The 13,079-nt window shown below is 68.7% G+C and carries 12 protein-coding genes; 2 read left to right on the forward strand and 10 right to left on the reverse strand.

What is annotated here, in order from left to right:
- Together ACWGIC_RS26345 and gdhA are read left to right on the forward strand one after the other, a co-directional pair.
- A partial coding sequence (locus tag ACWGIC_RS26345; RefSeq protein WP_452078596.1) for a short-chain fatty acid transporter occupies window positions 1–1,256 on the forward strand: 1,256 nt, incomplete at its 5' end.
- A 21-nt stretch (window positions 1,257–1,277) separates the two neighbouring features.
- Window positions 1,278–2,621 (forward strand): NADP-specific glutamate dehydrogenase, encoded by a 1,344-nt coding sequence (gene gdhA, locus ACWGIC_RS26350; protein ID WP_452078597.1) that lies wholly within the window; start codon window positions 1,278–1,280, stop codon window positions 2,619–2,621.
- 101 nt (window positions 2,622–2,722) lie between these two features.
- Here the strand turns inward: gdhA and mmsB are convergent, their stop codons facing one another.
- The 10 genes from mmsB to ACWGIC_RS26400 all read right to left on the reverse strand — a co-directional run bounded on the left by mmsB (window position 2,723) and on the right by ACWGIC_RS26400 (window position 13,040).
- A complete protein-coding gene (gene mmsB, locus ACWGIC_RS26355) occupies window positions 2,723–3,970 on the reverse strand; it encodes a multiple monosaccharide ABC transporter permease (RefSeq protein ID WP_452078598.1) in 1,248 nt (415 codons plus the stop codon).
- On the reverse strand, window positions 3,967–5,508 hold the full coding sequence (gene mmsA / locus ACWGIC_RS26360) for a multiple monosaccharide ABC transporter ATP-binding protein (protein WP_452078599.1): 1,542 nt from the start codon (window positions 5,506–5,508) through the stop codon (window positions 3,967–3,969). Before mmsA ends, mmsB begins: the two co-directional genes overlap by 4 nt.
- A 7-nt stretch (window positions 5,509–5,515) precedes the next feature.
- Window positions 5,516–6,634 (reverse strand): multiple monosaccharide ABC transporter substrate-binding protein, encoded by a 1,119-nt coding sequence (gene chvE, locus ACWGIC_RS26365; protein WP_452078600.1) that lies wholly within the window; start codon window positions 6,632–6,634, stop codon window positions 5,516–5,518.
- Between the two features lie 14 nt (window positions 6,635–6,648).
- Entirely contained in the window at window positions 6,649–8,154 is a 1,506-nt protein-coding gene (gene araA, locus ACWGIC_RS26370; protein WP_452078601.1) for an L-arabinose isomerase, read from the reverse strand.
- Window positions 8,151–8,837, reverse strand: coding sequence for an L-ribulose-5-phosphate 4-epimerase (locus tag ACWGIC_RS26375; RefSeq protein ID WP_452078602.1), 687 nt, complete (start codon window positions 8,835–8,837; stop codon window positions 8,151–8,153). Before ACWGIC_RS26375 ends, araA begins: the two co-directional genes overlap by 4 nt.
- Window positions 8,837–10,516 carry a ribulokinase gene (gene araB, locus ACWGIC_RS26380; RefSeq protein WP_452078603.1) on the reverse strand — a complete coding sequence of 560 codons (1,680 nt, stop codon included), beginning with the start codon at window positions 10,514–10,516 and terminating at the stop codon, window positions 8,837–8,839. Before araB ends, ACWGIC_RS26375 begins: the two co-directional genes overlap by 1 nt.
- A gap of 122 nt (window positions 10,517–10,638) precedes the next feature.
- Window positions 10,639–11,670 (reverse strand): LacI family DNA-binding transcriptional regulator, encoded by a 1,032-nt coding sequence (locus tag ACWGIC_RS26385; protein ID WP_452078604.1) that lies wholly within the window; start codon window positions 11,668–11,670, stop codon window positions 10,639–10,641.
- A gap of 290 nt (window positions 11,671–11,960) precedes the next feature.
- Window positions 11,961–12,146 (reverse strand): hypothetical protein, encoded by a 186-nt coding sequence (locus ACWGIC_RS26390; protein WP_452078605.1) that lies wholly within the window; start codon window positions 12,144–12,146, stop codon window positions 11,961–11,963.
- A 69-nt stretch (window positions 12,147–12,215) separates the two neighbouring features.
- The gene (locus ACWGIC_RS26395; RefSeq protein WP_452078644.1) at window positions 12,216–12,524 is read right to left on the reverse strand and encodes a tyrosine-type recombinase/integrase; all 309 of its coding nucleotides are present in this window, start codon (window positions 12,522–12,524) and stop codon (window positions 12,216–12,218) included.
- A gap of 378 nt (window positions 12,525–12,902) precedes the next feature.
- Window positions 12,903–13,040 carry a hypothetical protein gene (locus ACWGIC_RS26400; RefSeq protein ID WP_452078606.1) on the reverse strand — a complete coding sequence of 46 codons (138 nt, stop codon included), beginning with the start codon at window positions 13,038–13,040 and terminating at the stop codon, window positions 12,903–12,905.
- Window positions 13,041–13,079 lie beyond the last annotated feature (39 nt).

Consider the following 13,079-nt stretch of genomic DNA (forward strand, 5'->3'; position numbering starts at 1 on the left):
CTTCGGTGTTCGGCGGCGGCTTCTGGGACCTCATCCCGTTCACCATGCAGATGGCCATGGTCGCCATCGGCGGGTACGTCGTCGCCACCGCCGGTCCCGTCCGGCGCGCGATCACCAGGCTTGCCCGGGTTCCCGCCAACCCCCGCGCGGCCATCGCCATGGTCGCCGCGGTCAGTCTCCTGTCGGCACTGCTGAACTGGGGCTTCAGCCTGATCTTCAGTGCGCTGCTGGTCCGGCGGCTCGCCGAGCGGACCGAACTGCGGATGGACTACCGCGCCGCGTCCGCCGCCGCCTATCTCGGCCTCGGCGGGAGCTGGGCGCTGGGCCTCAGCTCCTCGGCCGCGCAACTGCAGGCCAACCCGGCCAGCATCCCGAAGTCGCTGCTCCCGATCACCGGCGTGCTCCCGTTCCGCGAGACGATCTTCACCTGGCAATCCCTTGCCTTCGCCGCGGTCATCGTCGTCGTCTGCGTCACCGTCGCGTTCCTGTCCGCACCACGCGCCGGAGCCGCCCGCACCGCCGCCGACCTCGGCATCGATCCCCGCGACCCCGTCGAAGACGACGTTCCCCGCTCCAGGCCGGGCGAATGGCTCGAGTACAGCCCGCTGCTGACCATCGTCGTCGTCGCTCTCGTCGGCGGGTGGGCAGTCCAGGAATTCGCCGGCAAAGACCCGATCGTCGCCATCTCGGGACTCAACACCTACAACCTGCTGTTCCTCACCCTCGGGCTGCTGCTGCACTGGCGGCCCCGCCGATTCCTCGCCGCGGTGACCAAAGCGGTGCCGGCCACCGGCGGCGTGCTCATCCAATTCCCGTTCTACGCCGGGATCGCGGCCATCATGACCAAGGCCACCGACAGTTCCGGCTCGTCGCTCTCCCACCACCTGGCCTCCCTCTTCACCAGCGCGGGCAACACCACGACGTTCCCGCTCCTGATCTGCGCCTACTCGATCGTCCTCGGCTTCCTCATCCCCTCCGGCGGCGGCAAATGGGTCATCGAAGCGCCCTACGTGATGCAGGCGGCCAATGACGTCCACGTCAATCTGGGCTGGACCGTCCAGATCTACAACGCCGCGGAAGCGCTGCCGAATCTGATCAATCCATTTTGGATGCTCCCGCTTCTCGGCGTGCTGACGCTGAAAGCGCGCGACATCGTCGGCTACACGTTCCTGTACCTCGTCACGCTCCTGCCCATCGTGCTCGGCCTTCTCACCCTGTTGTCGCCGACGCTGCCGTACCACCCGCCGGTCCATTGACCCCCAGGAGAAGCGATCACCATGTCGCTCGACCAGACGTCCGCCGCCCTCTACGAAACGATCGTCGAAAAGAATCCGGCCGAGCCCGAGTTCCATCAGGCCGTTTTCGAGGTCCTCGACGCGATCCAGCCAGCCCTTCGCCGTGATCCGGCGCTGCGCGACGCGGCCATGCTCGAACGGCTTTGCGAACCGGAACGGCAGCTGATGTTCCGTGTCGTCTGGACCGACGACGCGGGCCGAGTGCACGTCAACCGCGGCTACCGAATCGGATTCAACTCGGCGCTGGGGCCTTACAAGGGCGGGCTGCGTTTCCGCCGCGACGTCACGCTCGGCACGGTGAAATTCCTCGCCTTCGAACAGATCTTCAAGAACGCACTCACCGGCCTGGGCATCGGAGCGGGCAAAGGCGGTTCCGACTTCTCCCCGGCCGGCCGCAGCGACACCGAGATCATGCGCTTCTGCCAGGCGTTCATGACCGAACTCCACCGCCACATCGGGTCGGCTACCGACGTCCCGGCCGGCGACATCGGCGTCGGCTCGCGGGAGATCGGCTACCTGTTCGGTCAGTACAAACGCCTCGTGAACCGTTACGACGCAGGCGCGTTGACAGGGAAAGACCCCTTGCTCGGCGGAATTCCCGCGCGCCCCGAGGCCACCGGCTTCGGCACCGTCTATTTCCTGGACGCCATGCTCGCGGCCCGCGGCGAATCCCTCGACGGCCGCACCGCCGTGGTCTCGGGATCCGGCAACGTCGCCATTCACGCGATCGCCAAGCTACGGGAGCTCGGCGCTTTGCCGGCGGTCTGCTCCGATTCCGGCGGCTACGTGCACGACCCGGCCGGCATCGACCTCGACGTCCTGTACGACCTCAAGGTCACCCGCCGCGGACGTCTCTCCGATTACCCCGACCGGGTGCCGTCCGCCCGATTCGTCTCCGGCGGGTCGCCGTGGGACGTCCCCTGCGACGTCGCACTGCCCTGCGCCACCCAGAACGAACTCGACGAGCAGGCCGCCCTGACCCTCGTCAAAAACGACGTCCAAGCGGTCGCCGAAGGAGCCAACATGCCCTGCACCCCAGCCGCGCTCGACGTTTTCCGCGAAGCAGGCGTCCCTGCCGCGCCGGGCAAAGCCGCCAACGCGGGCGGTGTCGCGACCTCCGCCCTCGAAATGCGCCAGAACGCCGCACGCGACCGGTGGACCTTCGACCAGACCGATCACGCCCTTCGCACGATCATGCACGACATCCACCGCACTTGCCTCGCCGCGGCCGAGGACAATGGCGTTCCAGGCGACTACATCGCGGGCGCGAACATCGCGGGGTTTCGCACCGTGGTGGCGGCGATGGACGCCGGGGGATACATCTGACCGATGCTTCTTGCGGAGGGCAGGCAGGTGCGCCTCACGGCGTAGCCGTGAGGCGGCCCGTTCGTGCAGCTGACCGAGGACTCAGCGGCGGCCCCGCGGTGTCACGCGCCGGCCTGAGCCCGGCGTTTCGTCCAGATGTCGTAGGCGACCGCGGCCAGCAGCACGAACCCCTTCACCAGGCTGACGCTTTCGGTGGGCGCCCCCAGCAGCGACATGCCGTTGTTGATCACGCCCATGATCAGTCCGCCGGTGATCGCGCCGACGACTTTCCCGACGCCGCCCTGCACGGCCGCGCCGCCGATGAACGCGGCCGCGATCGCGTCCAGTTCGAACTGGTTGCCCGCGGTCGGACCGGCCTGGTTGAGCCGTCCGGCGACGATGATCCCGGCGACAGCGGCCAGCACGCCCATGTTGACGAAGATCCAGAACGTCACCCGCTTGGCCTTCACGCCGGACAGCGTCGCGGCTTGGAGGTTGCCGCCGATGGCGTAGATGTGGCGGCCGAACACCGCGCGAGTCGTGACGAGCGAGTAGCCGATCACCAGCACGGACAACAGGATCAGGACCCAGGGCAGGTTTTTGTACCTGGCGAGCTGGACGACGACGAACAGCGCGACCGCGCCCCCGGCGGCGAGTTTCAGGACGAACATCGGCAGCGGGTCGATCTCCTGCAGGTAATTCGCGCGGGCCGCGCGCTTGCGCCACTGCATCACCCCAGCTGCCGCCAGAGCGAGCAGGCCGACCAGCAGGCTGACCAGATCCGCGCCGCCGAGCGGGCCGAGCGCGATGTTGCCGAGGTAGCCGCCGGTGAACCCGTTGGACAGGGTGCGGACGGCGTCCGGGAACGGGCCGATGCCCTGGTTGCCGAGCACCGACAGGGTCAGCGCGCGGAACACGAGCATCCCGGCCAGGGTGACGATGAACGCGGGAAGGCCGAAGTAGGCGACCCAATAGCCTTGCCACGCCCCGATCACCGCTCCGGCGGCGACGGTGATCAGCACCGCGAGCGGCCAGGGCACGTGCAGGTTCACCATGAGCACGGCGGAGATCGCACCGGTCACGGCCACCACCGAGCCCACCGACAGGTCGATGTGCCCGGAGATGATCACCAGGATCATGCCGATCGCGAGGATCAGCACGTAGGTGTTCTGCACGATCAGGTTCGAAATGTTCTGCGGCTCCAGCAGCGCGCCGTCGGTGAGGACCGAGAACAGCACGACGATCAGCGCGAACGCGACATAGATCCCGCCTTGGCGGGGGTTGAACGAGATCCGCCGCGGCGCCCGCGCGGCCGGGCCCTCCGGGCGCTCGGGAGCGGCGACGCCCGGCGTCGGGGATGTGGTGGTCATGGTGCGGTCACTCCTGTTCCCTGGGTCATAGCGCGCATGAGGACCTCCTGCGTCGCGTCCGCGCGGGCGACCTCGCCGGTGATCCGGCCGGCGGACAGCGCGTAGATCCGGTCGCACAGCCCGAGCAGTTCGGGCAGTTCCGACGAGATCACCAGCACGGCCTTGCCCTCGTCGGCGAGCCGGTTGACGATCGTGTAGATCTCGTATTTCGCGCCGACGTCGATGCCGCGGGTCGGCTCGTCCAGGATCAGCACGTCCGGATCGGTCAGGATCCACTTGGACAGCACGACTTTCTGCTGGTTCCCGCCGGACAGCTTGCCGGTCGCGCTGAGCACGTCCGGGGCCTTGATGTTCATGCTCCGCCGGAATTCCTCGGCGACGCGGTACTCCCGGTGCTCGTCGACCCATCCGCGCCGGGACAGCAGGCCCAGCGCCGCGCCGGAGATGTTGCGCTTGATGTCCTCGATCAGATTGAGCCCGTAGCGTTTGCGGTCCTCGGTGGCGTAGGCGATGCCGTGCTTGATCGCGTCGCGCACCGACCGCACCCGGATCTCCTCGCCGTTCTTGTAGAGCCGCCCCGAGATGTCCTTGCCGTAGGCGCGGCCGAAAACGCTCATCGCGAGTTCGGTCCGCCCGGCTCCCATCAGCCCGGCCAGCCCGACGATCTCGCCGCGGCGCAACGAAAGGTTCGCCTCGTCGACGACAACGCGCCCGTGCCGGGTCGGGCTGTGCACGGTCCAGTCTTCGATCCGGAAGATCTCCTCCCCGATCTTCGGCTCGTGCGGCGGGAACCGGTTTTCCAGGCTCCGCCCGACCATGCCGGCGATGATCCGGTCCTCGGTCACCGAATCCGACGCCATGTCGAGAGTCTCGATGGTCTGCCCGTCCCGCAGGATGGTCACGCTGTCGGCGATCGCCGCGATCTCGTTGAGCTTGTGCGAGATCAGCACGCACGTGACGCCCTCGTCGCGCAGCCCGCGCAGCAGGTCGAGCAGGTGCGCCGAATCGTCGTCGTTGAGCGCCGCGGTGGGCTCGTCGAGGATCAGCAGCTTGACCTTTTTGGACAGTGCTTTCGCGATCTCGACCAGCTGCTGTTTGCCGACGCCGAGTTCGGACACCGGCGTGACCGGGCTTTCGCGCAGCCCGACCCTCCGCATCAGCTCGGCCGCCTCGTGGTTGGTGCGGTTCCAGTCGATCATGCCGCGGGTGGCGCGCTCGTTGCCGAGGAACATGTTCTCGGCGACCGACAGCTGCGGGCAGAGCGCGAGTTCCTGGTGGATGATCACGATGCCGCGGGCTTCGCTGTCGGAGATGGCGGAGAACGCGCACGGCTCGCCGTCGAAGACGATCTCGCCTTCGTAAGAGCCGTGCGCGTACACGCCCGAGAGCACCTTCATCAACGTCGACTTCCCCGCGCCGTTCTCGCCGCAGATCGCGTGGATCTCGCCGCGAGCGACGGACAGGGCGACCTCCTGCAGCGCCTTGACGCCGGGAAAGGTCTTGGTGATGCCGCGCATCCGGAGGATTTCGTCGGTCATGGCTTCCCTACTTCAGCTGGGCGGCGGTGTAGTAGCCGGAGTCGACGAGCTGCTTGCGGTAGTTGTCCTTGGTCACCACGACCGGCTGCAGCAGGTAGGAGGGCACGACCTTCTTGCCGTTGTCGTAGTCCTTGGTGTTGTTGACCTCCGGCTTGCCGCCCTTGAGCAGGGTGTCGGCCATCGTCACCGTGATCTTGGCGAGGTCGCGGGTGTCCTTGAAGACCGTCGAGTACTGCTCTCCGGCGATGATCGACTTCACCGACGCCACCTCGGCGTCCTGCCCGGTCACGACCGGATACGGCTGGCCTGCCGTGCCGTAGCCGTTGCTCTTCAGCGCCGAGAGGATGCCGATCGACAAACCGTCGTACGGAGACAGCACACCCTGCACCTTCGCGCCGGCGCCGTAGGTCTTGGTGAGCAAGTCCTCCATCCGCTTCTGCGCGGTCGCCGGATCCCACCGCAGGATCGCGGTGACGTTGAACGCGGTCTCCCCGCTCTTCACCACCAGCGTGCCCTTGTCCAGGTACGGCTTCAGCACCGACATCGCGCCGTTGAAGAAGAAGGGCGCGTTGTTGTCGTCAGGCGATCCGCCGAACAGTTCGACGTTGAACGGCCCCTTCGCACCGGCGTCGGACCCGTCCGCCTTCTTCACGCCGAGACCGGTGAGCAGCGAGTTCGCCTGTTCGACGCCGACCTTGAAGTTGTCGAAAGTCGCGTAGTAGCCGACGTTCGGGCTGTTGCGGATCAGCCGGTCGTAAGCGATCACCGGGATCTTCTTGTCCGCGGCCTCCTGCAGCTGGGTGGTCAGCGCGGTGCCGTCGATCGACGCGACCACCAGCAGCTTGGCTCCCTTGGTGATCTGGTTCTCGATCTGGTTCACCTGCGTCGGGATGTCGTTCTCGGCGTACTGCAGGTCGACCTTGTAGCCGAGTTTCTCCAGCGACGACTTGATGTTGTCGCCGTCGTGGATCCACCGTTCCGACGATTTGGTCGGCATCGTGACGCCGACCAGACCGCCTGCCGCCGAACCCCCCGCCGCCGCCTGGTCGCCGGTCTTCACGCTCGACCCGCACGCGGCCAGCGCCACCGCGAGCACGGGCAACGCTGCCCATCGCATGATCTTCATGGTTGCTGCTCCTCTCAGAATCCTTGGGCCAGCCGGTAGTACGCGGCGTTCCAGCGCATCCGGTCCTCGAACGACTCCGGCGCCGTCGCCGGGTCGATCACGAGCAGTTCGACGCCGAGCATCCGGGCGAAGTCGCGCATCACGTCAGTGCCGACGGCCTGGGTCAGCACGGTGTGGTGCGGTCCGCCCGCGGTGATCCACGCCTCCGCGGACGTCGCGAGCGAGGGCGAGGGCTTCCACACCGCACGGGCGACCGGCAAGCGCGGCAACGGCTCGTCCGGCGGAACCACCTCGATCTCGTTGGCCACCAGCCGGAACCGGTCGCCGAGGTCGGTCAGTCCCGCCACGACAGCGGCGCCGGGCGCGGCGTCGAACACCAGCCGCACCGGGTCCTCGCGGCCGCCGATCCCCAGCGGGTGGATCTCGCACGACGGCCGGCCGGCGGCGATGGTGGGGCACACCTCGAGCATGTGCGCGCCGAGGATTTTCGGTTCGCCAGGGCCGAAGTGGTAGGTGTAATCCTCCATAAAGGACGTACCGCGGTCGCGGCCCTGTCCCATCGCCTTGACCGCGGCCAGCAGCGCCGAGGTCTTCCAGTCCCCTTCGCCGCCGAACCCGTACCCCTCGGCCATCAGCCGCTGCACCGCCAGACCCGGCAGCTGGCGCAGCCCGCCGAGGTCCTCGAAGTTCGTGGTGAACGCGCCGAACCCGCCCTCGTCGAGAAATTCCCGCATACCCGCTTCGATCCGCGCGGCATACCGCAGCGAGTCGTGCCGTTCCCCGCCCTGGCACAGTTCCGGCGCGAGCCGGTAGGCGTCGGCATACTCGGCGACCAGTCCGTCCACAACGGACTCGGCGACCGCATCGACCCGAGCCGCCAGGTCGTTGACTCCGTAGGCGTTCACCGAGACGCCGAACTTCACCTGCGCCTCGACCTTGTCGCCCTCGGTCACCGCCACGCCGCGCATGTTGTCGCCGAACCGGGCCAGCCGCAGCGAACCGAGCGCCTGCCTGCCGACCGCCGCGCGGACCCAGTCGTCGATGCGCACCGCGACCGCCGGGTCAGCGGCATGCCCGGCGATCGTCTTGCGCGCCACGCCGAGCCGCGTCTGGAGGTAGCCGAACTCGCGGTCGCCGTGCGCGGCCTGGTTGAGGTTCATGAAGTCCATGTCGATGGACTGCCACGGCAGCGCCTCGTTGAGCTGGGTGTGCAAGTGCAGCAACGGTTTCCGCAGTGCCTCCAGCCCCGCGATCCACATCTTGGCCGGGCTGAAGGTGTGCATCCACGCGATGACGCCGACGCACGAGTCGTCCGCGTTGGCCGCCAGCATCACCCGGCGGATCGCGGACGGTTCGGTCAGCACGGGCCGGCCGGCGATCTCCGCCGAGATCCGGCCCGAATCGGCCAGCATCCGCTGGATCTGCAGCGACTGCCCGGCGACCTGCGCGAGGGTTTCCTCGCCATAGAGCCCTTGGCTGCCGGTGAGGAACCAGATCTCGGGTTTGCGCTGCGGCTTCACTTCTCTCCCTGCTGTCCGTAGACGTTCTGGTAGCGCTGGTACAACCGGTCGACGTCGGCCCCGGCCAGCGGCTGCGGGCGGCCGAGTTCAAAGGCCTTGTGCACGGTCCGCGCGACGTCCTCGACCATCACCGCCGCCTTCACCGCGTCGCGCGCCGTGCGCCCGACGGTGAACGGCCCGTGGTTGCGCATCAGCACCGCGGGCGAACGGCTGGCGCGAAGCGTCTCGACGATGCCGCGACCGATCGAATCGTCGCCGATCAAAGCGAACGGGCCGACCGGGACCGGACCGCCGAACTCGTCGGCGATCATCGTGAGCACGCACGGAATCGGCTCGCCGCGGGCGGCCCAGGCCGTCGCGTAGGTCGAATGCGTGTGCACGACACCGCCGACCTCGGGCATCTCCCGGTAGACATAGGCGTGCGCCGCGGTGTCCGACGACGGTGCCAGCGCTCCGTGCACCAGTTCGCCGTACAGATCGGTGACGACCATCGTCTCCGCGGACAAATCGTCGTAGGACACCCCGGACGGCTTTATCACCATCAAGTCCCGGCCCGGCACCCGCGCGGACACGTTGCCCGCCGTCCAGATCACCAGTTCGTTGCGGGTCAGCTCGCCGTGCAGGCTCGCCACCGTCTGCCGCAGCTCAGTGACGGTGTCGAGAACCTCGTCGGTCAGAGACATCAGGACTGTCCTTTCGCGACAGCCGCGACCGCACGACGGCGGGCGGCGAGACGATGCATGACGTCGTTGACACCACGGCCGAAGTAGTCGTGCAGCAGGGTGTACTCGGCATAAAGGTCGTCGTACGCGGCGACGTTCTCCGGGACCGGCCGGTACACCCCGCGCTCCACCGCGCCCATCGCCGCGGCCGCCGCGCGGATGTCCGGATGGGCGCCCGCCGCGACCGCGGCGTGCATTGCGGACCCGAGCGCGGGCCCCTGTTCCGAGCTGATCACCGACAGCGGCAGATTCACCACGTCGGCATAGATCTGCATCAGCAACCGGTTCTTCACCAGCCCGCCCGCGACGATCAGCTCGGTCACCGGAACCCCTGCGGTGCCGAAGGTCTCGATGATCTTGCGGGTCCCGAACGCCGTCGCCTCCAGCAGCGCGCGATACACGTGCTCGGCGCGCGTGGCCAGGGTCTGCCCGATCACCGCGCCGGACAGCTCGTGATCGACCAGCACCGAACGGTTGCCGCTGTGCCAGTCCAGGATCACCAGCCCGTGCTCGCCGATCTCCTGCCGCGCCGCCAGCCCGCTCAGGTGCTCGTGCACCGACACCCCGGACGCCCGCGCAGCGTCCACATAGGACCCGGGAACGGCGTGCTCGGCGAACCAGCCGAAAATGTCGCCGACCCCGCTCTGCCCGGCCTCGTAGCCCCACAGCCCCGGCACGATCCCGCCGTCGACGACCCCGCACATGCCCGGCACCTCGCGCAGCTCCGCGCCGTTCATCACGTGACAGGTCGACGTCCCCATGATCGCGACCATCCGGCCCGGCTCCACCGCCCCCGCCGCGGGCGCGGTGACGTGCGCGTCGACGTTGCCCACCGCGACCGCGATCCCTTCCGGAAGCCCGGTCCACGCCGCGGCTTCGGCCGACAGCCCGCCGGCCCGCGCGCCGAGAATCCCCTCCGGCGGCGACAACCGTCCGTCCGCCAACGACTCGAACCCCGGCGCCAGCTCGCGCAGGAAATCGGCGGGCGGGTACTGGCCGTCCTGGTAAATACCCTTGTACCCGGCCGTGCAGGCGTTGCGGACATAGGCACCGGTGAGCTGCCAGACAATCCAGTCCGCGGCCTCGACCCAGTGCGCCATCGCCGCGTAAACGCCGGGTGCTTCCTCGAACAGTTCGAGCGCCTTCGCGAACTCCCATTCCGACGAGATCAGCCCGCCGTACCGCGGCAGCCACTTCTCCTCGCGACTGCGCGCCAGGTCGTTGATCCGGTCCGCATAAGGCTGCGCGGCATGGTGTTTCCACAGCTTCACGTACGCGTGCGGATCACCGGTGAACTCCGGCAGCTCGCACAACGGCGTCCCCTCCGCCGTAACCGGAACCATCGTGCACGCCGTGAAGTCCGTGCCCACCCCGATCACGTCGCCCGGCCTCGCACCGGCCGCAGCAAGCGCTTGCGGCACCGCGGTCCGCAGCACCTCGACGTAATCCGACGGCACCTGCAGCGCCCACTCCGGCGGCAACGACGCACCGGTCGCGGGCAGAACCGAGTCGACCACACCGTGCCGGTACTCCGACACCGCCGCCCCCAGCTCGGCGCCGTCACGCACACGCACCACGACCGCACGGCCGGACAACGTCCCGAAATCGACGCCCACGACGAGCGGCTCCCCCGCCTTCACCCCTTCCTCCCGAATGCCGGTGCGCAGACCCGCCTTCTCGTGGTCACTTCGACTCCTCGCATGCAGACTGTTAGCGCTAACATTCATGGGAAGACCAGCAGTTCTCGCGGATCGCGAGCGAATTACGGAAGGCCGGTGCTGTCGCGCACGATCAGCTCAGGGGTCACCAGATCCCGCTCGCCGTCGCCGCCGCCGTTCATCCGGCGCCGCAGGAGCGCGAACGTGCGCCGCCCGACTTCGAGGAAGTCCTGGCGCACCGTGGTCAGCGGCGGCGGATAGTAGGCCGCCTCGGGCACATCGTCGAACCCGACGACGCGGAGATCCTTCGGCACGCGCAGCCCGGCCTCGGTGCACGCGCGCAGGAATCCCAGCGCCATCTGGTCGCTCGCGACGAACACCGCGTCCAGCCCCGGCTCGCCGACGAGCGACCTCCCCGCCGCGTAGCCGGACCGCGGGCTCCAGTCGCCCCGCACCACCGGCGGCACCTCCGCACCGCGCGCCTCCAGCGCGTCCCGCCAGCCGCGCTCCCGCTCGAGCGACTCCAGCCAGTCCGACGGTCCCGCGATGTGCCAGACCGTCCGATGCCCCAGCCCGAGCAGATGTTCGGTGGCCCGGCGTGCGCCGTCGTACTGATCGACCGACACCACCGGGACCGCCGCGTCTTCCCCGCCGCCGACCGCCACCAGCGGCACGTCGTGCGGCGCCGCGTGCAACGCCCGCCCGGCCGTCACGTGCGGCGCGATCACCACGATCCCCTCGACCGCCTGCCGCCGCAGATACTCGACCGCGTCCGCGATCGACGACCGCCCCGGCCGGCTGATGCTCGTGATCGTCGTGGCGTAATCCGCTTGCCGCGCCGCGGTTTCGATACCGCTCAACGTGCTCGCGGGCCCGTACAGATTGGCCTCCAGCGCCACCACGCCCAGCGTGCCGGAACGACCCGTCGCCAGTCCGCGCGCCATCGAGTTCGGGCGATAGCCCAGCTGCTCGATCGCAGTGTTCACCCGGACCCGCGTCTCGGCCCGCACCGGCCCGGTCCCGTTGACCACCCGCGACACCGTCATGTGCGAAACCCCGGCGACCGCCGCCACATCGGCCAGGCTGGGCTGCCGTCCCGCCGCGGCGGTCTCGCCGCCGGACTCCGCGCGCACCACTCCGGCCCACCTCCGATGGCTGCCCCAGCGTTCACCCGTCAGTGTGACGGGTGTCGCATAGTGTTAGCGATAACAGTAGCGGTGTCAAGGCCGCGTCTTCGCCCTGGCTGTTCTCCGAACGCGGCGCGGACCGCACCGGCCGGTACTGGCCGATCGCCATCGCCGCGCAGGGAAAGGAGCGGCGCACGTTTTCGATCGTCACGTCGACCAGCTCGTGCCAGTACTGCAGACGGTCGTGGCCCGTTCTTCCGCCTCGGCCAGGCTCAGCCGCCCTTCACCGACCGCAGTGTTCAGGATCTCCGTCGTTTGCCCACCACAGGTGCGACCAGCGGTGCCACCCACACCGGCGCGCCCAGCCGAAGAGCAAGCGCCGACACATTCCCGAACTCGAACATGAACGTCAGCCCGACGACGATCCCCACCATGCCGCTCACCGCAGGCACGACCGGATCACGCCGAGCACCCAACCCCGTCACGCCGACCAGCCCACGACGCCGCGCCCGACCCGGACCGGACCAGGCGGCACAACCCGGCATTTGCGAGCCCTAGGCGAGCCCGAGACTTCTCGCCGACTGCCGGGGGATGATCGCCGCCGTCGCCTCGGCTGCCGCGAACACCACTTGCGGCAGGACGGTGGTGTAGGTGTTGGCGGTGACGGTGATCGAGGAATGCCGCAGCATCCGCTGCACGACCTTCATCTCCACGCCCGCCAAGAGAGCCAGCGTCGCCGCGCCATGGCGCAAATCGTGCAGACAGACCGGCGGCAACCCGGTCTGGCGGGACAGCTCGTAGAGCACGTCGGTGACATGCGCGGGGGGGGGTAACGGCGAACCGTCCCACTGAGTGAAGGCCAGGTCGTGTTCCTTCCACTACGACCCCAGACGCGCCCAGTCCGCGTCCCGCACTTCCAGATGTTGCGCGAGCACCAGGTCGGTGTCCTAGTGTTCGCGACTGCGTTCACCGGCTCGTCCGTCTTCGGCGACGCCTCACCCTGGACACGGCGGTGCCCCCAAGCGCGGATTTACGCTCGCAAGTCGGACGACCAGCTCGCGCAGTTCGGCATCGATCGACGGGCGTCCTGGCCGGTTCGGGTAGGTCCACTTCCCTACTATCAGACGGCGATGCCGCGCCAGCAGCATGCCCGGTGTCACGATGCGGTGCCGGCGCAGTTGACGGGGCAGCAGCCGCGTCAGTGCGGACAAGATCGCGCGATCCGGCCACGAGGGCTGTGGTCAGCCGACCTGCCGGCGCAGGACCGACAGCTCGTGGCAGAGCACGGTGAACGCGCGGCCGCCACGCCCTCGCCACAGCCGCAGGTCCACCGAACCAGGACCGATGCCAGCAGGGAAATAGTTTGTGCCGTGGTACATCCCGCAGCGGTGCAGGAAATCGCGGACGAACTCGGCGGC

The organism is Amycolatopsis sp. NPDC054798, assembly GCF_053611505.1.